The organism is Kaistella carnis, assembly GCF_003860585.1.
Lineage (GTDB): Bacteria > Bacteroidota > Bacteroidia > Flavobacteriales > Weeksellaceae > Kaistella > Kaistella carnis.
Genome location: NZ_CP034159.1, coordinates 2501170 through 2522830, shown reverse-complemented (window position 1 = coordinate 2522830; position 21661 = coordinate 2501170). Strand labels below are relative to the sequence as shown.

22 protein-coding genes and 1 tRNA gene are annotated in these 21661 nt (G+C 36.1%); 4 read left to right on the top strand and 19 right to left on the bottom strand.

The window, feature by feature from the left end:
* Positions 1-27: 27 nt before the first annotated feature.
* Positions 28-1293 (top strand): DUF2851 family protein, encoded by a 1266-nt coding sequence (locus tag EIB73_RS11755; protein WP_125025454.1) that lies wholly within the window; start codon positions 28-30, stop codon positions 1291-1293.
* A 46-nt stretch (positions 1294-1339) separates the two neighbouring features.
* Here EIB73_RS11755 and yajC read toward each other — a convergent pair whose 3' ends face one another.
* Genes yajC through nusB form a run of 3 tightly spaced genes read right to left on the bottom strand, consistent with a single transcriptional unit; the run spans position 1340 to position 3068 of the window.
* On the bottom strand, positions 1340-1666 hold the full coding sequence (gene yajC / locus EIB73_RS11750) for a preprotein translocase subunit YajC (RefSeq protein WP_125025453.1): 327 nt from the start codon (positions 1664-1666) through the stop codon (positions 1340-1342).
* A 9-nt stretch (positions 1667-1675) separates the two neighbouring features.
* Entirely contained in the window at positions 1676-2161 is a 486-nt protein-coding gene (locus EIB73_RS11745; protein WP_125025452.1) for a DUF1573 domain-containing protein, read from the bottom strand.
* Between the two features lies 1 nt (position 2162).
* Positions 2163-3068, bottom strand: coding sequence for a transcription antitermination factor NusB (gene nusB / locus EIB73_RS11740; RefSeq protein ID WP_125025451.1), 906 nt, complete (start codon positions 3066-3068; stop codon positions 2163-2165).
* Positions 3069-3271: 203 nt separating this feature from the next.
* Between nusB and EIB73_RS11735 the strand changes: the two genes are divergently transcribed.
* A complete protein-coding gene (locus tag EIB73_RS11735; protein WP_125026114.1) occupies positions 3272-4933 on the top strand; it encodes an ABC transporter ATP-binding protein in 1662 nt (553 codons plus the stop codon).
* Positions 4934-5046: 113 nt separating this feature from the next.
* Positions 5047-5382, top strand: a complete 336-nt coding sequence (locus EIB73_RS11730) for a DUF3276 family protein (protein WP_125025450.1) — start codon at positions 5047-5049, stop codon at positions 5380-5382.
* Between the two features lie 127 nt (positions 5383-5509).
* Here EIB73_RS11730 and EIB73_RS11725 read toward each other — a convergent pair.
* The 11 genes from EIB73_RS11725 to EIB73_RS11675 form a co-directional block, all read right to left on the bottom strand.
* A tRNA-His gene (locus tag EIB73_RS11725) sits at positions 5510-5585 on the bottom strand.
* 34 nt (positions 5586-5619) lie between these two features.
* A complete protein-coding gene (gene bshB1, locus EIB73_RS11720; RefSeq protein ID WP_125025449.1) occupies positions 5620-6339 on the bottom strand; it encodes a bacillithiol biosynthesis deacetylase BshB1 in 720 nt (239 codons plus the stop codon).
* A gap of 11 nt (positions 6340-6350) precedes the next feature.
* Positions 6351-7028, bottom strand: a complete 678-nt coding sequence (locus tag EIB73_RS11715) for a hypothetical protein (RefSeq protein ID WP_125025448.1) — start codon at positions 7026-7028, stop codon at positions 6351-6353.
* Entirely contained in the window at positions 7028-7894 is an 867-nt protein-coding gene (rfbD, locus tag EIB73_RS11710; RefSeq protein WP_125025447.1) for a dTDP-4-dehydrorhamnose reductase, read from the bottom strand. The genes EIB73_RS11715 and rfbD overlap by 1 nt, the downstream gene beginning before the upstream one ends.
* The gene (locus EIB73_RS11705; protein ID WP_125025446.1) at positions 7891-8382 is read right to left on the bottom strand and encodes an acyl-CoA thioesterase; all 492 of its coding nucleotides are present in this window, start codon (positions 8380-8382) and stop codon (positions 7891-7893) included. The genes rfbD and EIB73_RS11705 overlap by 4 nt, the downstream gene beginning before the upstream one ends.
* 61 nt (positions 8383-8443) lie before the next feature.
* On the bottom strand, positions 8444-8938 hold the full coding sequence (locus EIB73_RS11700) for an OmpH family outer membrane protein (RefSeq protein WP_125025445.1): 495 nt from the start codon (positions 8936-8938) through the stop codon (positions 8444-8446).
* Between the two features lie 31 nt (positions 8939-8969).
* A complete protein-coding gene (locus EIB73_RS11695; protein ID WP_125025444.1) occupies positions 8970-9608 on the bottom strand; it encodes an OmpH family outer membrane protein in 639 nt (212 codons plus the stop codon).
* Positions 9609-9619: 11 nt separating this feature from the next.
* Positions 9620-12157, bottom strand: a complete 2538-nt coding sequence (locus EIB73_RS11690) for a BamA/OMP85 family outer membrane protein (protein WP_125025443.1) — start codon at positions 12155-12157, stop codon at positions 9620-9622.
* Positions 12158-12185: 28 nt separating this feature from the next.
* Positions 12186-12938: a polyprenyl diphosphate synthase gene (gene uppS, locus EIB73_RS11685; RefSeq protein ID WP_125025442.1), complete on the bottom strand. Its 753-nt coding sequence runs from the start codon at positions 12936-12938 to the stop codon at positions 12186-12188.
* 1 nt (position 12939) lies between these two features.
* Entirely contained in the window at positions 12940-13863 is a 924-nt protein-coding gene (gene porG, locus EIB73_RS11680; protein ID WP_228411234.1) for a type IX secretion system protein PorG, read from the bottom strand.
* 159 nt (positions 13864-14022) lie between these two features.
* Positions 14023-16341 (bottom strand): exopolysaccharide transport family protein, encoded by a 2319-nt coding sequence (locus EIB73_RS11675; protein WP_228411233.1) that lies wholly within the window; start codon positions 16339-16341, stop codon positions 14023-14025.
* A gap of 48 nt (positions 16342-16389) precedes the next feature.
* Here EIB73_RS11675 and EIB73_RS11670 point away from each other — a divergent pair, with 48 nt between their 5' ends.
* The gene (locus EIB73_RS11670; protein WP_125021619.1) at positions 16390-17268 is read left to right on the top strand and encodes an IS982 family transposase; all 879 of its coding nucleotides are present in this window, start codon (positions 16390-16392) and stop codon (positions 17266-17268) included.
* Here EIB73_RS11670 and EIB73_RS11665 read toward each other — a convergent pair.
* Genes EIB73_RS11665 through EIB73_RS11645 form a run of 5 tightly spaced genes read right to left on the bottom strand, consistent with a single transcriptional unit; the run spans position 17265 to position 21650 of the window.
* Complete coding sequence (locus EIB73_RS11665; RefSeq protein ID WP_125025441.1) at positions 17265-17492, bottom strand: hypothetical protein; 228 nt, start codon at positions 17490-17492, stop codon at positions 17265-17267. The two genes, EIB73_RS11670 and EIB73_RS11665, sit on opposite strands and share 4 nt — an antisense overlap.
* On the bottom strand, positions 17493-18350 hold the full coding sequence (locus EIB73_RS11660) for a polysaccharide biosynthesis/export family protein (RefSeq protein WP_125025440.1): 858 nt from the start codon (positions 18348-18350) through the stop codon (positions 17493-17495).
* Between the two features lie 33 nt (positions 18351-18383).
* Positions 18384-19505: a glycosyltransferase family 4 protein gene (locus EIB73_RS11655; protein ID WP_125025439.1), complete on the bottom strand. Its 1122-nt coding sequence runs from the start codon at positions 19503-19505 to the stop codon at positions 18384-18386.
* A 5-nt stretch (positions 19506-19510) separates the two neighbouring features.
* On the bottom strand, positions 19511-20641 hold the full coding sequence (locus EIB73_RS11650) for an EpsG family protein (protein WP_125025438.1): 1131 nt from the start codon (positions 20639-20641) through the stop codon (positions 19511-19513).
* Positions 20642-20660: 19 nt separating this feature from the next.
* Complete coding sequence (locus tag EIB73_RS11645) at positions 20661-21650, bottom strand: glycosyltransferase family 2 protein (RefSeq protein WP_125026112.1); 990 nt, start codon at positions 21648-21650, stop codon at positions 20661-20663.
* Between the last annotated feature and the right edge of the window lie 11 nt (positions 21651-21661).

The window sequence follows — 21661 nt, the reverse complement described above, 5'->3', positions numbered from 1 at the left end:
TTACTTTGTAATTAAAGAGTTCTGAATATGAACGAGAAATTACTTCAATATCTTTGGAATTTCAAAATTTTTACCAATTTTGATTTTAAAGATGTGGAAGGAAATCCGCTTGAAATTGTGGAGTTTGGTCAATGGAATTTCGATTCCGGACCCGATTTTCTTTTTGGAAAAATAAAAACCCAAGGTGTTACTTTAGCTGGGAACATCGAACTTCATGTAAAATCTTCCGACTGGATTTTTCACCGTCATTCCGGCAATCCTGAGTTTGAGAATATAATTGCACATGTTGTGTTTATTCACGATATCGAAATCGATGAATTTACAAGCAAGAATATTCCTACACTGGAATTGCGAAATTATATTGACGAGCAGTTGCTTTCTAAATATGAGCTACTGCTGCAGGAAAACCAGTTTATTCCGTGCGAAAAACTTTTCAATCCCCGTTATCTTCCTTTTAATTTCCATGAGGAAACGCTGCTGAAAAAATTAGATGAGAAAGCCATTTTAATTGAAGAAGCGCTGAGACGAAATAAAAATAATTACGAGGCAATTTTATTTCAACAATTGGCTTATGCTTTTGGTCTAAAGGTGAATGCAGCCCTATTTCAGCAGTTGGCAGAAAGTATTGATTTTTCTGTTTTTAATAAAATCAGACAGAATCAAACTCAGCTTGAAGCCCTTTTCTTCGGAATGAGTAATTGGTTAGAAAAACCGAGTGATGATCAAACCCGAATCTGGAAACGGGAATTTGAATTTTTAAAAGTAAAATATCAACTTCCTCCCTCTTATATCCATCCGAAGTTTTCAAAACTGCGACCGCCGAATTTCCCAACAATCCGTCTTTCCCAACTGGCTTCTTTATACCATCAAAACCAGAATCTCTTCTCAAAAATAATTAATGCCAAAACGATTGATGAAATTATTTCCGTTTTTAATAAAGTTAAAGCGAGCGAATATTGGGATCACCGTTTTAATTTTGGCAAAATATCTTCGGTGTCAGGCGAGAAAACTTTAACAAAAGAATTTACAGAGCTCCTCATTATTAATGCCGTTTTACCCCTGATTTATACCTACTACAAAAATACAGACGAAAATATTCCGGACTTTATTATTCAGTTATACCAAAAAATTAGTCCTGAAAAAAACACCGTCATTGAAGAGTGGAAAAAACTAAACTTGCCTGCAGAAACAGCCTTTGAGACGCAATCTTTAATTTACCACTACCGCAATTATTGTGAGAAGAAAAACTGCCTGAAATGTGGAATTGGTCTGAAGTTAATGAATACTTCATAAAAAAAGCAACCTTTGTGAAGGCTGCTTTATAAACGATTTGAAATTATTATTTCGTGTCTGTCGAATTGTCCGGAAAACGCTGTTGCGTAAATTCTCTTGAAATCGCAGCTTTTTCAAACTTTAATTTCCCCGAAAGTGTTTCAATCACTACTCCATCTTCCTGAATTTGAGAAATTCTTCCGTGCATTCCAGAAGTGGTTACAATCCTGCTCCCCACTTTTAATTCGGACTGAAAGTTTTTTTCCTGTTTAGATTTTTTCATCTGCGGACGAATCATCAGGAAATAAAATCCAACGAACATTAGTCCCATCATGATCATTGTAGGCATCATAGAGCCTTCACCACCTGCTGCCTGTAAAAATATTGTTATCATTATCAATTTTTATTTAGGTTGAATATCGGCAGAAAAAGAAATCACAATAGGTGCTTTTTCTACGTTGGCATAAACTTCTGCCTGTTTGTTCACTAATCCATCAAAATTAGAAGAATCAAATTTCAAAGTAATTTTCCCTTTTTGTCCCGGCAGAATTGGATCTTTTGTATAATCGGGAACGGTACAGCCACACCCAGGTTTTACCTGAGAAATGATTAAAGGATTTTCTCCTGTATTTGTCACTTCATATACGTGCTCTTTCTGATCTCCTTTTTTGATTTTGCCGAAATCAAACTGCGCTTCTGAAAGAGCGATGTTCGTTAAGGGTTTCGATTGTGCTGCCTGCACCATTTCTGCCTGAGCATCCTCTACCGATTGTGGTGGAGTAAGTGCAGTTTCTTCCTGTACAATTAACTGATCAGCAGTTTGATCTTTTTTACAGCTTACTAAAGCCATTGCCGCTACAAGCGGAACTATTTTAATAAAATTTTTCATATTAACTTCTGTTTAAATCTTTGGTATATTTATCTAAAATCCCATTGATGAAAATGTTGGAACGATCGCTGGAAAAGACTTTTGAAATCTCAATATATTCATTAATGATGACTCGACCCGGTGTTAAAGGGAAATAATCCAGTTCTGTAATGGCGGAAATGATAATGATTTTATCGAGTAAAGAAATACGGTCCAGATCCCAGTTTTCCAATCTTGCTTCCAGTTTCTTTTCGTTTTCTTCCCAGTGATTTAGGGTTTCTTTCAAAAGTTTACGGGCAAAGTCGCGGTCATCCTCGTCTTTAATCATTTTAATTAAAGTGTGGCTCGGCTCATTTTCTTTAAAGAATCCAATGGTTTTCTGAATCATAGAATTAGAGATGTGGAAATCATCGGCCCAACTCATTTCCTTTTCTTCCAGATGCTCGTGAAAATCTTCATTCTCAGCGATATATCTTAAAAAAAGTTTGCCGATGAATTTTTGATCTGCTTCAAAAGAGTGTCCCTCTTCCTGCATAAAATCCTGATATCTTTTTCCTGCCGATATTCTCTGAAAAGTTTTTACCAATAATTCATCATAAATATCCCACTTCAATTCCTGATGTTTCGAAGTAAAAGAAAGACGTTCGTCATTTTCTTCTAATTTGATCAGAACTTGATTGTTTATAAATTTTTGATTGGGATTGATGGTTAAATCGGTTTGAATATATTTATTCTTTCCAATTTCGATCTGTCTTTCTGCCAGGTCTTTTAGTGCGACTAAAAAGTTAAGCTGATAAATGTACAGATGATAAATCTTATCAATTTCTGAGAACATATTTTTCTCAAGAACATCGAATTTAATGGGATTCTGATGGTAAGAATATAATGATTCTACGACCTTTTCACGAATTTGTCTTCTTCCTAACATTTCAAAGAGCTTTTATTGGGTGCAAAGATAATAAAATTGTCGGGATGTGGCTTTGGAAAAAAGCAGGTTATCTAAAAGATTCTGTAATTTTCGTGTAAACTCTACCAGTTGAAGATCTTCTAAACAACCGATATCTATTTTCAATTTCTTACTTTTGCAAAGGAGAAATGGCAAGAAGATTGACCACGACCGAATGTAAATTTATGAACGCACTTAAAACCCTCAACCCTTATTTCTGGAAACATAAAAAGCTTTTGTTTTATGGCTTTTTCTTTATTATTGCCAGTAATTTCTTCAATATATTCAAGGTTCAGTTTGTTGGGAAATCAATCGATCAAATTGCGAAGACCAATAACTTAGGCTTTAACAAACAGGTTTTAATTTATGTAGGAATAATAGTAGGATCCTCTCTATTAACTGGTTTTTTCACTTTCATGATGAGACAAACCATTATTGTGGCTTCCCGAAAAATTGAATATGAACTAAAAAATAAGATCTACAATCATTACCAGGAATTATCGCTGACCGATTTTAAGAAAACAACGATTGGTGACTTGATGAACCGGTTAAGTGAAGATGTTGTAGCAGTTCGCATGTATTTAGGTCCAGGCGTGATGTACATCGCCAATCTCGTTATCTTACTCATCATCACGAGTATTTATATGCTGAATACGAATGTTGCGATGACCTTGTGGGCGTTACTGCCTTTGCCTATACTCTCTTTTGTAATTTACAAAGTAAGTTCTATCATCAATAAAAAGTCGAAAGTCATGCAGAAAAGCCAGTCTGCGATTTCGACTTTTGTACAGGACAGTTTCTCCGGAATTCGGGTGGTAAAATTCTTTGCTAAAGAAAAGTATATTGAAAAAAATTACGGTATAAAAGTAAAAGACTATCAAGATAAAACCCTGGATCTTGCCAAAACTGAAGCCTATTTCTTTACCATCATTCTTTTTGTTATTGGCCTTTTAAATGTAGTTATCTTATTAATTGGGGGTCAAAAATATATGGCCGATGAATTATCTGTGGGTAAAATCGCTGATTTCTTTCTGTACATTAATATTTTAATATTTCCTTTTTCCATGGTCGGCTGGGTGACATCGATTAATCAAAGAGCAGAGGCGTCCATGGCGAGAATCAATGAATTTCTGGATATGAAAACCGATATCATTAATACAAATAATGAGGTTTATCCGATAAAAGGAGATATTGAATTTAGAAATGTGTCCTACGTTTACCCAAATACCGGGATTAAAGCGCTTAATAATCTAAGTTTTAAAATTGGCGCCGGAAAATCACTGGCGATCATGGGGAAAACAGGAAGTGGCAAATCTACTATTGCTCTTCTACTCTGCCGCTTAATTGATCCTACGGAAGGCGAAATACTTATTGACGGAAAAAATTTAAAAGACCATAATTTATACAACTACCGTAATTTCATTGGGTACATTCCGCAGGAAAGCTTTCTTTTTTCAGATACAATAGAAAACAACATCGGTTTTGCGATCGATCATCCTTCCCACGAGATGGTTGTGAATTATGCTAAAAAGGCTGATGTTCATAAAAACATCGTGGAGTTTAAAGATCAGTATAAAACCATGGTTGGAGAGCGCGGTGTAATGCTTTCGGGTGGGCAGAAACAAAGGATATGTATTGCTCGGGCATTGATAAAAAAGCCCAGCATTTTAATTTTTGATGATTCACTTTCCGCTTTGGATACAGAAACGGAAGAAAATATTCTACAAAATATTGAGAATGAAATTCAAAACTGTACCTCTATCATCATTACTCATCGTGAAAGCAGTGCAAAAAGAGCCGATAAAATACTGAATCTCACGCCAATAGAAAACAGTTATGAAAATTAATATGCAGAATCCTTAAACATAAAACATATTTTGTGTTAATTTATTAAAAATATATTTTGCAATTAAAAGAAATCTTTTATATTTGTTAAACAAGATTTCAAAAAATAGCTAAAATGAGTGATTATAAGGAACGCCACGAAAACGAAATATTCACAAAGGTTTTGAAGGCAGGAAGGAGAACGTATTTCTTTGATGTGCGGGAGACAAAAGCGGGAGATTACTATCTTACCATTACAGAAAGCAAAAAGAACTTCGGCGAGAATGGAGAAGCATCTTTTGAGAAGCACAAAATTTACCTTTACAAAGAGGATTTCAAAAGTTTCCAAGATATGTTTAAGGAGTCTACTGATTTTATTATCAGTCAAAAAGGTGAAGATGTAATTTCTGAAAGACATGATAAAGACTTTAAATCCAAATCATTTACAATCGAATCTGACGAAGAAGTTTAAAAAAATTCGAAATAAAAAAGAAAGCATTCAAAATTGAATGCTTTTTTTGGCTTTAAACAAGCCGGAATTTCACCAATATAATCATCTAAAAAGAAAAAACGCATTGATTTTCAATGCGTTTTAACGTGGGTGAATGAGGGGTCTCGAACCCCCGACCTCCGGAACCACAATCCGGCGCTCTAACCAACTGAGCTACAATCACCGTTTGAGTTTGCAAATATAATGTTTTTCGATATACTACAAAATTATTCCGTCGAAATTTTTAAAGGCAAGCAACTTTTCTGACGTAAAACCTTCCGCAAAATCAACTCCGGATAATCTTCCAAGGTCTTGAGCCCTGTAAGTAAGGCTTTCGAGAAAATCTTTGCTTGAAATCGGCGTCATGGGTTCTGCGGATTCCGGATCATAAAACTGCGTCTTAAAAGCCAGACACGCTTCGATTTTCTTCTCCATAAAATCTGAAACATCAACTACAAAATCCGGTGTAATATTTTTCCACTGGATATAATTGAAGATCTGCTTGGGGCGCCAAGCTTCCTGTGGCTCATCATCAAGCACGGTTTCAATTTTTACCAAACCTGACAGGAAGCACGCATCAGAAACTAATTTGGATCCTTTTGCATGATCTGGGTGACGATCGTCTATGGCATTAGAAAAAACTATTTCGGGTTTGTACTTACGGATCATCTTTACAATTTGCATTTGATATTCTTCTGAATTCACCAGAAAACCATCTTTCATTTTCAAATTCTCCCGATTAACATAGCCTTGAATCGCCGCCGCATTTGCCGCTTCTTCCGCACGGGTAACATTAGTTCCGCGTGTGCCAAGTTCACCTTGGGTAAGATCGACCACGGCTACTTTTTTTCCTTCTGAAATGAGTTTGGCTAAAGTTCCGCCACATCCTAGCTCAACATCGTCAGGATGCGCTCCAATTGCTAAAATATCTACTTTCATGCTCTATGGTTTTATTTGAAATATTTGTAAATGGTTGTTAGAAACTGTGCGTAAGATTGCTCAAGTTTCATTATATCGCCTGATTTTAAATGAATACCCGCACTGCCGTAGGAATTGGTGTTAACCGCAAACCCTGAGAGTTGAAAATATTGAACAGGTTGATTTTCCTGCGCTCCAATTTTAATGGTCGATCCTAATAATTTTTGAGTAGAAACTGTATAAATCTCCCCTGGTTCCAGAGTTATTTTGGTAAATGTTCTGGGCTCGAAGAGAATTTTTTCTTTATTTATAGAGATCGTCTGTTTTTTATAAGGAGAAGCAATGAAATAAGCAACGTTATCTTCTTTTTCAAAATCTGAAGCTGAGGCGTAATAAAGACTCAGTTTGTAATTGATGGGATCGAAATCTGAAGATGTTCCGTCCACCAATTCAAAGGGTTTAAAAGCAAAAGCGTTGGCTCCTACTTCCTTGGCTTTTTTATAAATCATACCGAAGACTTTAGCATCATCATCAGAAAATCCCTGGATTTCTATTTCCCCCAAATATTCTGCTGACGTATTTTCGGGATTAATTCTATAAAAAAACTTGTCCGTGTTCGGGTGTGTTTTCACCACTTTATTTAATACAATATTTTGTGCAAATATCGTCGTGGTCAAAAAAAAGAGATATAAAAAAAGAGCTTTTTTCATTAAGGCGTATTTTCTAAAATTTCGATACAATCTTGAAGAGAATTCTCCCAGTGTTCGGGTTCAATTCCATACACGCTTTCGATTTTGTCAAGCGCCATGGTACTTCGTTTCGGACGTTTTGCGGGTGTTGGAAATTCTGCTGTAGTGATGGCTTTCAACTTAATTTTGGAATTTGAAAAGGCTGCGATTTTGGTTGCAAATTCAAACCAGTTTGTTTCGGGATAATTTGAAAAGTGAAAGACACCGTATGTTTTGTTTTTGCTCTCAATTATTTTCATCACTGCTGCTGCCAGGTCATTGGCATTGGTAGGTTGCCCAAACTGATCAGCTACGATTCCCAGCTCTTCTTTACTACTAAAAAGATGCAGCATCGTTTTCACAAAATTTTTATTGAACTCAGAATACAGCCAAGAGGTGCGTATAACAATTGTTCGCGGATTCAAATCCAATGCGAGCTCTTCTCCTTTTAATTTTGAACTTCCGTAAACGCCTTGTGGGTTCGTGAAATTATCTTCAGAATAGGAAATATTGCTTTCTCCATCAAAAACATAGTCGGTTGAAACATGAATTAAAACAGTTTTCATTTCCGCACAGGCTTCTGCGATATGAGCCACGCCATCCGCATTTACCGCAAAGGCTTTTTCTTCTTCTTTTTCTGCCAAATCTACAGCAGTATAAGCAGATGCATTTATACAAAAGTGGGGTTCATAATCTGCGATGAAAGCAATTACAGCACTGCGATCCGTGACGTCTAGATCTTCAGAAGAAGTGAAATTGAATTCAAACCAGTTACTAAAATCCGGTGCGATTTTTCGGAAACAATTTCCCAGTTGACCGTTGCCTCCAATTACTAATATTTTTTTCATGAATGATCTGCTTTTTTATTTTGTTTTCTAAAATAAGCGACTCGGCTTTTGAAATCTTTTTCTTCTAAATCAACAAGAAATCTTTTAAATAGTTCCTTTGTATCTTCAGGATGATTTTCTGACCTGCGCGTTTTCATATTGAAATAGATCACAGAAAGCCATAGAATACTGTGAATAGTTTTGCCATCTTCACTTTTCATCAAAATCTCAACTTTTGAAAGACGGTCGCCCACCTCTATGGTCTTACTTGAGATGATCACTTTGGCATTGTAACGAACTTCTTTTAAATACGCAATTTCGTTTTGAATGGTGATCCAGGTACAACCTGTTTTTCTGGTATATTCTTCGTAGGTGAATCCGTAGCCTTCTTCCACATGATCTTCACGGGCATTCAGCATATATTCCAGATATTTTACATTATTGAGATGACCAATTGGATCGCAATCACTAAAACGGATCCTGGCTACACTTGAAATTTCTTTTTGCATGGTACAAAATTAAAAAAACCATCCCGCAAGACAGGATGGTTTATGATATAAAAACGATCTCTTAAAGACCTAATTCTTTTTTAACTGCTGGAGTTGCGTCCGGACCTGATTTGTAGATTAAAGCACTTGCGTCAATAATAAACTCATAACCGTTCGCTTTAGCAACTTTATCAACTGCTTTATTCAATTTTTCGATAATTGGTTTCACGGCAGCGTCTCTTCTTGCAGCTAAGTCATTTTGAGCTGTAGTCTGAAGCTGCTGTAAGTTTTGCTGTTTTTTCTGAAGTTCACTTTCTTTAGCGGTTCTTTGCGCTTCAGTTAATTTAGCACCTTCTGCCTGGTATTGTTGAACTTCTTTTTGGAAAGCCTCTGCTTGCTTTTGTAACTCTTCTCCTTTAGTTTTGCTAAAGGTATCTAGATCAGTTGTCATTTTCTTTGTTTCTGGCATTGCAGCTAAGACAGTTTCGTAGTCCATAGATGCAACCTTTTGAGCTTTTGCGACACCTACAGTTGCAAACATCATAACGGCTGCAAATAATACACTTAATTTTTTCATAATTGGGATTAAATTAATTTAAAGTTGGTTTTTATTTCTTTTTTCTTGCTTGTTCTTCGACACGCCCATCTTGTTTGGCGTTCATTATTTTTAATTTTTCTTCTCTTATTTCAGTGGCACTTCTCCCTGGAGAATTTTTAGTTTCAACTGCTTTAGAGTTTGAATTTTTCAAAAGCAAATCTAATACTTTATCGGTATAATCATACCTTTTATCAAGGAAAATTACGCTAATGTTATTGCTTTTATCAAGAACTATGCCTAAAGTATTTTTCTCTGATACCGTCTTGATCGCGTTCCAAATCTGATCCTGAAAAGGTTTGGTGAGATTTGATCTTGCATTATTAATCTCGCCCATCGAACCGAAACGATTGTTGATCATGGTTTTGATTTTTTTATCTAAATCATCGACTTCTTTCTGACGGATTTTTAGCTGATCACCAATTAAAAGTACTTTTTCATTTTCCAGCGAGGCATTTTTCTTATTGTACTCGGTCTGCAAAGCTTGAATCTCATTTTGCCAATTCGCGATCTGCTCATTGAGCCTGCTTTCTGCTTCTTTATACTGTGGCAATTTACTGAGGATATAGTCAGTATCTACCACGCCAATTTTCTGAGCATTTAATGCAACTGAAAAACAGAATAAAGCGATTAATAATTGAAACTTTTTCATTGTCATTTTATTTATAATGATTGGTTCATCAGGAAGTGTGTTTTCCAACCTGCAGGTTCTGTACCGAGTTGTGTTTTATCAAATCCATAAGCGAAATCGAATCCGATCAATCCGAAAGCACCCATATAAACTCTAATTCCAACTCCGGCTGAACGCTTCAATTGGAACGGGTTATAAGTACCGAATGAATTATACGCATTACCACCTTCTAAGAAAGACAAAGCATAAATTTTTGCCGTTTGATTCATAGAAATTGGATATCTTAATTCCAACGCAAATCTATTATAAATAGTGGCTCCACCATAAGGCGTAACATCTTCTAACATTCCACCAGTAGAGGAGGCGTTTTCGTAACCACGAAGTGGCACTAACTCACGACCGTCATATCGACCACCAAATAATCCTGTTCCACCGACATAAAATCTTTCAAATGGAGGTGCACCCAATTCTTTATTATAACCATTCAGGAAGCCCATCTCTGCAGTACTTCTCAGTACAAGTTTTCCTACAACTGTGTTATAAATATCGGCTTTCATTTTAATTTTATAAAATTCTAACCACTTGTATTTTTCAACAGCCGGCATATTCGCATAATCTTTATCACTAAAGAGGGAATATGGTGGCGTAAATTTAATTGAAGCTTCAATGTTTGAACCCTGGGTTGGGAAAATAGGATCTAAACCTGCAGAGTTTCTGCTTAACCCAATATTAAAACTAAAGTTTTTCGCAGATCCATAATACTCTGTTGCATTTCCAAACTGGAAGGGATAATTTTCAAAATCATAACTCTGATACTGAATTCCCGTATATAAGGAGAAATAATCATCCGGCCATCTCAATTGTCTGTTTAAACCAGCACTTGCAGAGAAAATATTTAATTTTTGGGTTGCACCCTGTGCGTCGCTGTAACGAACCAAAGATTGGTTAACTCCTATAGAAAGTGCGGTAGGTTTTGTACCGAACAACCATGGTTCTGTAAATGAAATACCGTAATTCTGGAAGAATTGTCCGGCTTGTGCCTGAATAGATAAGGTTTGTCCATCTCCTTGTGGAACGGGCTTGAAATCTTTGAATCTCAAGAAATTACGTAAAGAGAAGTTATTAAAGGTCAAACCAAGAGTTCCGATGAAGGAACCTCCACCGTAACCTGCCTGCAACTGTACCTGCGAAGATCCCTTTTCTACCAGAGTCCAATGCACATCCACAGTATTATCCTGTGGATTAGGATTTACCTGCTGGCCAATTTGTTGTGGATCAAAAAACTGCATTCCCGCCAAATCAAAGTACGTTCTTTTGATGTCTGATTTTGCAAACAAACTACCAGGTTTTGTACGCAGTGATCTTAAGATTACATGATCATGCGTAGTGGTATTTCCACTCCAGGTTACCCGGTTCCAGGAAGCTTTTTCACCTTCACTAATTCTAATTTCAAGATTAATCGAATCACCAACTACGGACTTTTCAATCGGGGTTACGTTCGAGAATAGGAAACCTTGATTCATGTAAAGAGATTTGATATCAGAATCATCTTCTTTACCACCGTCTTCCCCAACTTTCTTGTTGAAACCAACTGCGTCGTAAATGTCACCAGTTTTATATCCCAATACTTTTTTTAGATAATCGGTAGAGAATGCTGAATTTCCTAGGAAATTAATATCTCCGATATAATATTTTTTTCCTTCGTTCAGTTTTACATTGATTTCAAAATCATTTTTGGGATTTCTCCAAACTGAATCTGAAACAATTTGTGCATCACGGAATCCTAAAGAACGATAATAATTAATCAAATTATCTTTATCGTCTTCGTATTTTTCCTCGATAAATTTCGAAGGTTTCAAGATGCCTTTAATACTAAAACTCTTCTGTTTTGTATCTTTAAAAGCTTTGCTTCTCAGTTTACGGTCGGTCACACTTTCATTTCCTTCAAATTCGATGTGGCTGATTTTTACTTTTCTGCCACGGTCAACATTGATGGTCCAGTCTACCAGATCGGGATCTCCGGCATTTACTTTATCCTCAATCGTCACCCTCGCATCGGCATAGCCTTTTTTGATATATTCTTTGGGAATATTTGTTTTTAAAGTTGAGACGAGATTTTGGGTAATTTTCGTTCCTGGCTTTAAGTTATTGTCTTTCGCAAGTTTTTCGCTTTTCGATTTTCCAATTCCTTTTCCGGTAAATTTCACCTGTCCTAAATCTTTCAGGTCCTGAAGATTAAATCTAAGGATCACCTGATCACCTTCGATGCTTTGAATATACACTTCTACTTCAGAGAAGGATTGAGTTTCCCAAAGCTTTTTAATGGCATTGCTGATCTTTTGCCCGGGGATTTCTACAGTCTCATTTTTATTAAGACCCGTAAATCTTAAAATTTGAGCGGGAGTATATTTTTTTACGCCATCTACGACGATGTCTTTCAGGATATAAGTGCCCACTTCGTTTTGAGCTTGAACAGCGCTGTTTTCCTGGGTATTCTGTTCGGGTGTAATCTGACCATAGAAATGTGCCGAAGCCACAAACATGATGATGGGTAAGAATTTAAACTTCATTTTTTATCTTGCTAACTTTTTCTTTATTCTATTTTTTTTCGTCGAGCTGTTCGCTGATTTTACCAAATCTTCTTTCTTTCGCCTGGTAATCATAAATGCATTTAAAGAAATCTTCTCTACCGAAATCCGGCCATAGGATATCTAAAAACTGCAATTCAGCATAGGCAATTTGCCACAGTAGGAAATTACTGATCCTAACTTCGCCACTGGTTCTGATTAATAGATCAACCGGTGGAAAATCTTTGGTGTATAAGTGATTCTCGAAAACTTTTTCTGTAATTTCTTCTTCCGTAAGTTCGCCGCTTTTTACTTTCGCGCTGATTTGTTTTACGGCACTTAGAATTTCATGCTGGGAACCGTAGCTTAATGCCAAGATGAGATTCCCCTTGTCATTATGCTTTGTGATTTCGACCAGCTGCATCATTTGCTCCTGCACGAGTGGTGGCAATTTTTCAATATCACCTATGACGTGCATGCGCAATCCTTTGCTGAAAATTTCTTCGGCTTCCAAAAGCAATGTTTCAGAAATCAAGCTCATCAGCGTATTCACTTCATCATCCGGTCTGTTCCAGTTTTCCGAAGAAAAGGTGTAAAGCGTAAGATAGGGAATGTGAATTTCGTTACAGGCGTTCACGGCATCCCGAACTGCCTGAATGGCGTGTTTATGCCCAAAGGTTCTTTCTTTGCCGCGTGTTTTTGCCCATCTCCCGTTACCGTCCATAATAATGGCGACATGTTGTGGAAGATGATCCAGATTTAATTTTTCTTTTATCGACTGCATTTTAATCACAATAACATGGTGGTCTTCCGAATGAATAACTTAAACCTATAGAGACGGAGTTGACCCAATCTTTAGAATTGATGTTACCCACTTGTCTGTTTTTAACAAATTCCGCAGCTTTCGCTTCAGCCATCTCTTTATATGGACTTTCCTGTAAAAGAGATTTGCTTTTGCTCCCTTCGGCCGGAATATCTTTATTATACTTAATTTTCACACTACTATCATCAATTACACTATAGTCAATGGAATCTGAAAAAGTAGGTCGAAACATAAATTCCCCAAATAATGCCCAATTGTAGTTGAACTTATATTTTAAACCAACGCCAAAAGGAATGGCCATTGATAATTTTTTACCAGAAGTATAAGTTGCGGTAGTTTCAAAACTATCTAGATCGCCCACAACTGGAGGAATCGGATTTCCACCTGCGTCTCTGTTAAAATCATTTTCTACGACCAGCTGTGGTGTATTTGCCAATAAGGCACCCACTCCACCGAATACATAAGGACTGAGCAAACTCTTCTGCTCATCGTTTACGGGAAAAAAGTTATACTCGAAAATCAAATCGGCTTCCACAATAGAATTGGTTCCCCACAATTTTCTATCTTTTCTGTATTTCTCTTTCGCATAAACATCTGCAAATTGGATGTGATTGTATCCCAAATTTAACCTTACCGTTTGATAAGGATTAAAATTCATTCGGTAAAGAATGCTCCCGTAAAAAGGAAGTCCATAGTCAGCAATATTATGGCCCATTGGTTTCTGTAAAACATAATTGGTTCTGCCAATATCACCAACCAAGTTACTCATCCCTAATTGCACCCCTATTTCGTGTCGCTGCCCTTTGTAGGAAACCGAAATAAAAAGCAAGGCGATAAAGGTGAAGATAATTTTCTTTTGCATGAATGACTGTACATCAAATTTCATAAATAATTTTGCAAATATAAAACATTTTTACTTTAAGGAAATTCTTAATTTTTAGTTAAATACCCTCAAAAAAGCATAATGTTTTCCTATAAAAACGGGCAATCCTTCTTTTTATGATTTTAGGAAAAATAAATTCCTCTTCTCATCAATTTTTTAAATCTAGCTTTTCCCCATAATACTTCTAATCTTATTTCTAATTTTAATTACAGTAGGTTCCTGATAATTGGCATCTTCTTCAAAATAACCATAGCCGTAGCCATAGCCGTAGCCATAGCCGTAACCATATCCCTGTTTTACCTGATAATCATTGTATACCAACCCTAAATTTTTAATTTCGTGATTGTGGTATTTTTCAGTGATCATTCTCAGCATATGTTTCTCTGTATATTCGTGTCGAACTACATAAATACTTGCATCAGCATACTTCATTAGTTCAAAAGGATCAGCAACTAAACCAACTGGTGGCGAATCGATGATAATAAAGTCATAATGATTTCTTAACTCCTGAATAAACTGTATATTTCGTTCGCTCATTAAAAGTTCTGAAGGATTTGGTGGTATAGGCCCAGACGTTGCAACATGTAAATCCGGAATAGAAGTCTGGTTAATGATCTGATTCATCTGCACCTCACCTGTAAGATAATTTGAAATTCCGTACTGATTATTAATCTTAAAGTCTCCGAAGATCTTTGGCTTTCTTAAATCCATCCCCAAAAGAATAGTTTTCTTTCCACTTAAACCAAGAACTGAAGCAATATTAATAGATACATACGTTTTTCCTTCACCGCCGATAGAGGAAGTTAAAAGAATTACTTTTGATTTATTATCTTCCTTGTGCAAAAACCGCAGGTTCGCTCTAATGCCACGGAATGCTTCTGAAATTGAAGATCTTGGTTGCTCCAAAACGGTAAGATTATTGTCATGGGTATTTTTTCCGATCACTCCCAAAAGTGGGATTTTCGTCACCTGAAGCAATTCTTTTATATTTCTTATTCTGTTGTCCAATAACTGCCCGATAGCCAGGAATATCAATGGTAAAAGTAACAATCCACCAATAATAGTGTATTTTGTTTTTACAATATTAGGCGCAATTGGAGCTTGACCCAGGTTTTTAGCCGGATCGATCACATTGATATCTGACTTATTGGTGGCCACCCTAATTTGCGTTTCATTCTGTTTAGAAAGCAAGGTGTTATAAGTGGCTTCAATCATATTATAGCCACGTTCTGCATCCATATACTTTCTTTCCTTCTCCGGATAAGTCACCAAGTCAACATTTGCTCTTGCGATGTCGCGATCGATCTTGGATATTTCGTTAATGTAGGTATTGTAGTAATTTCGTAGGGAGCCAGAAGAATTATTTCGTGCCTCATTAATCAATCGGTTAATTTCACGCATCGGCTCAGAGTTTGGCGTATAGATAAGCGCCATTTCCCGTCTTTTTGCGTACAGATCTTTTAGTTCAGAAACCGTTGCCGTAAACATTCCATCCTCTACGCCTGCAGCGTTCAAGCTGATGAGACGATCTAAATTTTGAGAAGAAAGGGAGTTTTTAATCGTATTTAAAGAATTGATTTTGGTTAGTATTTCGGCTTTTTTAGAATCCAGCTCTTTAATTCTTTCTAATGATTTTTCGTCACGGTCTTTAATGTCGTATAAACCTTCGGAAACTTTCATCTGATTTAAAACCGATGCGCTGGAATCTAGTTTTTTACGAATATTCCCCAGATTATCTAATAAATATTCTTCCGTATTTTTATCAACAATATTTCGGTCTATCAATCTTTTCTTTTGAAGTTCATCTACGGAAGTGTTAAGGAAATTCACGGTCCCATTTAGATTGTACCCTTTTTTGGTGATGATCATAATGGAGCCGATTTCTTTATCAAAATCAACATTTATCGTGCTTACCAAGTCATTCACAGCATTGTTCACCGTAGATAATGTGACAATAATATTTTCAAATTTGATGGAACTTGGCTGCTCATTCTTCAATAATCTAAATTTCAAATTGGGCGACACATACCATTCATTTAAAGAAATAATCTTATTTTCCGGTCTTTTATAAGCTGGAACAACCTTAAATCCTTCACTTTCAAAAGAATAAAGAGAAGTAGATTCTCCGTCCTTCGGTAACACGACTTCATACTTATTTCCTCCTTTCGGAATCAAGGTGATTTGATAGTTAACCTGTTGCGGAACAGATTTATCAATTTCAAAAAATACAGGGGAATCGTATTTATCAAGATAAGTTTGCTTGATTAAACCTTTGGTCGCATAGTTCACATACAAATCAAGTTGATTTACCAGATACTCATTATGAGACCGTGAAAGCAACATTTTCTTTAAATAAACCCCGTCCTGATTTCCGGTTTGTCCCCAGATAAAATTAATGGACTGATTCGGCGTAAAGTAGCTCGCAGTATTATTTGAAACCTGTTGTGCATTTAGAAATTGAAAGGAAAAAAGATTGTCCATTTGATTAAAAAATCGTATATTTAATTGATTACCAAGTCATTTAAATACATGAACAATCTCATTCAAAACTACGAAATTATTTTAAAAGAATTGACAGCAACCTGTAAACATATTAAGTCAAATAAGCAGATCAGACTCCCGAAAATGTCTGACTTGGAACTTGTGGCACTTAATATTACCGCTGAATACATGTCCATTAACTCTGAATTACAGTTGTTTAGATGTATTTCGGGAACCGATTTGGATGGGAAGATCGAGAGGAGCGTCTACAATAAAAGAAGGAGGAGGCTTTTTCCATATATTGAAAAAATAAGGGAGACCTTAAGCGGTAAATTTTCTGATTTCAGCGATGTCTTCATTGTTGATTCAACACCGATTGAAATATGTAAATTCAGTCGTGCAAACCGTTCGGCAATTTGTTCCACAGATGATATCAAACCTTCGTTTGGATATTGTGCCGCGCAGAAGTCAAGGTATTTTGGCTATAAACTTCATGCGGTTTGTGACAAGAATGGAATCTTTCACTCTTTTGATTTCACCCCTGCAAATGTTCATGATGTAAATTACCTCAAGGATATTAAGGAAAACTTTAAAAACTGTTTATTGATCGGGGACAGAGGATATATCAGTAAAAAATTTCAAGTAGATTTATTCAACTATTCCAAGATAAATCTTTCGGTCCCGATGAGGAAAAACCAGCATGGTTTTGTAGAGTTTTCAAGGACAAAATCAAACATAAGGAAACGGATTGAAACCAATATATCGCAACTATGCGGCCAGTTTACAATAAACGTGAACTTTGCAAAAACCTTTCAAGGTTTGGCGACAAGGATAGTGTCGAAAATAACTTCTTTTACGATGATTCAATACCTCAATTTTTTCGTCTTCAAAAGAAGTTTGAATAAACTAAAAGTTAATTTGTGCTAAATGCACAACAGGTTATTTGAAATACTTAAAGATAAATTGGACGCGTAGATTCGTTGCGCATAATATTTACTATAGAACCACGAGATTCCATATCCCAAAGCTGCCATGATGACGAATAAATACCAATACTTTATAATTCTGCGGATGTAATATTCGATATCAAAAATGGCAAATGAGCTCATTTTATCCTGATTGGACGTATTTTTTTCTTTTACCGGAATCATTTAGAGTCGTGTTAGAATTAAATAAATCGACATCGCGGTCGTGATCACAGAAACTCCGGTTGTTAGTGTTGATATAGGATCTTTTCCAAACCCATTTAGGTTTTTAGATCGGGTATTTAAAAAAATTTCATCCCCGTTCTGTACCCAATAATAGGGAGAATTCATCACATCTTCACGTGTTAAATCGATCTTCGCAATTTTAATTCCTTCCGGCAATTTTCGGTGAATTACAATATTTGTACGATCAACTGTTCTGTTTAAACCGCCATTAATCGCCAAAGCTTCAGTGATTGTTAAACTGTTTTTATGGGCTTTTTTCTCCCCGCTGATCTCTACTGTTTCTACATCTCCCAAAATATAATACGTAATTCCGTCGGTATTCAATCTTACTTCAGATTTGCCTTCTACAAAATTTTCATTGACTTTATTTTGAATTTCTTTCGTCATATCTTCCAGAGTTCTGCCTTCTGCTTTGATATATCCTATTCCAAAAACATTAACATCACCATTGGAGTCGACCTTTAATCCATTAAAATAGATATTTACATTGCCGCCACCAGAATTATTTGACTGATTAGAAACAGATACACCTCGGTTACCAGAGGCTCCTGCTTCCGGAGATTGCGCATTAAGGCTGGAATAAAATTGTGCAGCGTCACCCTTAGGTGTTGTTACAATGTTCAGGGTTAGAATATCGTTTTTCGTAATTCGGTAAACGGGAATATTGTAAGGTACTAATCCTTCCTCATTGATGACTAAACTTTCGTTTGGTTGCATGTAACGCACATCTTTAGAAGAAATGCAGGAAAAAAGCAACAGGGGTAAAATTAGAATTAAAGAAATTTTAAATATTTTCATTTGTGATAATGTAGTTTGCAAAAATAACAATAATTAATTAGTTTTTTTTCGGGTTTTAAGAATGATTTTCGGGATATAAGCACCCACAAATCCCAACGTCATAATAATGAAAAGTAAAATATTCACGTTGATTTGACGGAAAAAATACGCGACCGCCACAATGAATAAATAATAAATTAATATGTAAACCGTAGACCGCCGGTGTGTAAGCCCGAGTTCTAAAAGACTGTGGTGAATATGGTTTTTGTCGGCTCCAAAAACAGATTGCCTTTTAACCAAACGAATAATAATCACATTTAAAGTATCCACAATCGGCAGAATTAAAATTGCTACAGCGACTGCGGGTGCGGTTTGTAAATAATATCTTGGGACATCCGGTAATTCTTTGTCAATGAAAATATCCATAAAACAAATTGCTGTAAACGCCAGTAAAAATCCCAAAATCATAGAACCAGTATCGCCCATAAAAACTTTGTTATTTCTATAGTGAGACAGGTTATAATAAAGAAATCCGAGCACAGAACCAATGATGACGCCAGATAAAACAACCAACGGATAATTAAATTCACCTAATCGGAAATAGCTGATCCCAAACAAAGCACTGCATATTACAGAATATCCACCCGAAAGCCCATCAATTCCATCAATTAAATTAAAGGCATTGATCAGGATGATAAAAGTAAAAATACTGAAAATCACACTTACGGTGTAACTCAGTTCATAAATCGCAAAAACGCCGAACATACTCCGAATTCTTACATCTGACCCAATTACCATTAAAGCAGTTACGATAATTTGTGCAATGAGTTTTTTATAGGCGCGCATGACCACAATATCATCCATCACGCCGATGTATAGTAATATGACGAGGGAAGCGAATAGAAACTTGTACAGTTCAAAAAGTTCAAATGCAAAAATAGAGGCACAGACTGCCAAGGAATAGAAAATTGCAATTCCGCCGAGATTTGGGATCTTTCTTAGATGTGAACTTCGGGTTCCTGGTTCATCCATGAGGTTTTTCCGCCGCGATATTTTCACGATAGTAGGAATCGAGAGAAAGGTGATGAAAAATGAAATGACAAGTCCCAAAACCAATTTTACATAAAAAATAGGAATGCCAAAATCTGCTAATAAATTTTTAATTATTTCATTCATATGATCTACCAAAGTGCGTTTGTATACCGGTCTTTCGTAAAACTTCCTTTATCGCCGTTCCCTTTACCAAAGTAAAAAAACATAGCCACCAGATAAGTCATAAATCCGATATATAATATTTGTCGTGCTCGATCACGGGTTGCGTACACAATATTCGTCATGCAAAACATGGTAACGAAAAACATATACGCTCCGGGCAAACGTACTGCAAAAATCTCATTTGACCGAAAAAAATAGAAGAGCGCCAAGCCAGCAACAGCTAAATTGCGCATATACTCGTACCACAAGACCTCTTCACAGGCTTCTTTATCATATTTAATTAGAATGCCAATGAAGAATAATTTTACAATATCATTTAATCCCGTTTCTACTTCGGTCCCGTAATAACGGTCATCTACATAACCTGTATATGCGCCGGAAAGATCATCTGGTGCAATAGCGCTGAAAAGGTCGCCTCCCAAACGATACAATTCAAATGGCGAAGAAAGTAATGCCAAGATCAGCACCCAAAAAATTCTTTTACTGTTTAATGGAATTTTTACCAGCCAGTATGCAGGTAAAAAGACAATGGAAGTTTTATGAAAACCCAGCGCAATATACATGCAAAGCAGAAACATGAAGAGATTTCGGTCCTTGATGAATTTAAAAGAAGCAACGCAAACTGCAATTCCCAAACCTTGCCGCATCTGCCCAGAATCTTCGAAAAACATAATCGGCATAAAATAAAACAAGATCGCCAAAGAAGGAAAAGCCACGTTTTCATAGATGGTCGTAAATTTAAGGGTCACCGCAATAAGCGCCATGATAAAAGTCACGATATAAAAGGGCATTCCGAAATCGAAAACCAATTTATTAATCAACACAAAGATCCATTCTATCTCTTCAGAGGTCGGTCGAAAAAGCGCCTTGTCCCAAACATCATTATAAGTCGTATATAAAGAAAAACCGGCAAAAAGCTGGCGATAAATTGGATAATCGGCTCCCGCGTTTAAGCGGAAACCAACTGCTACAACGATTAAAATTCCGGCAATCCAAACAAAAATACTCTGCTTTTTCTCTAACCTAAAAACCTCCCAGTAACTCGCAAAAGCAAGAAAGAGGAAAATAATAATGAAAATAGGATGTAGAATTGGCATCAATAAACAGGTGTTTTTCTTAGAGTAATTTTCGCACTATCGAATATAATCCGGTGAAATAGAGCAGATAATATAGTTGTTTTTTCAGCGGTAAAGATAAGAGATAATTCTTGCCAAAACGGCTGTAAGTCAATATTTCTACCTTTGAAATTTTATATTTTTTGATGAAATTCCGAAGAGCGAAATTCATCTCGTTATAAGCAGTTTCTTCTTTAACAAATGCACTGTATGCAAGGAAGGTGTAAACGCCTTCTAAAATCTGAAAATTCTTTAAATCTTTTTCTAAAACTGCATATTTCGAAGTTTTAAAATAGGAACTTACTTCTTCTACAGCTTTCAGAATATCGAGTCCCTTGGTCGAATGAGTTTTTGTAATGGAATCGCTTCTTTCCAAATAATTGTAATGGTATTCCTGAGTTTGCGCAATGACCGTGCTGTCTAAAACAAATTTCGGAATCAGTTCAATATCTTCAAAATGAACTCCTTTCTTAAATCTTTTGTCCTTAAAAAGTTCTTTTCTGAAGATTTTATTACACGCGAAATAAGATATATCTGAGAACACTGAGAAATGATTTTTCAGTTCAATTTTCTCTGGCATATGGGGAATTTGAGTCAGTTTTTGGACGACTTTCCCCTGTTCATTAACTTTTTGAAGATTGCAGACCACAATTTCTGCTTTATTTTTTATTCCTAAAGAATACATTTCTTCAAACATGGTTTCAGCAACCTCATCATCACTATCTACAAATCCAATAAATTCGCCGGAAGCGCGATCGATACCATAATTCCGGGCGTCACTCAATCCACCATTCTCTTTAACAAAAGACTTTATAATTAAAGGGTAATTTTTTTGAAACTCATCGATAATTTCTTGTGAGCCATCCGTACTTCCATCGTTAACAATTAGAATCTCGATATCCTGCAAGGTTTGATTTGCTAATGAATCCAAACACTTTCGAAGATATTTTTCCACTTGATAGACCGGAACAATTACGGAAACTTTTGCCATCATCTTTACGG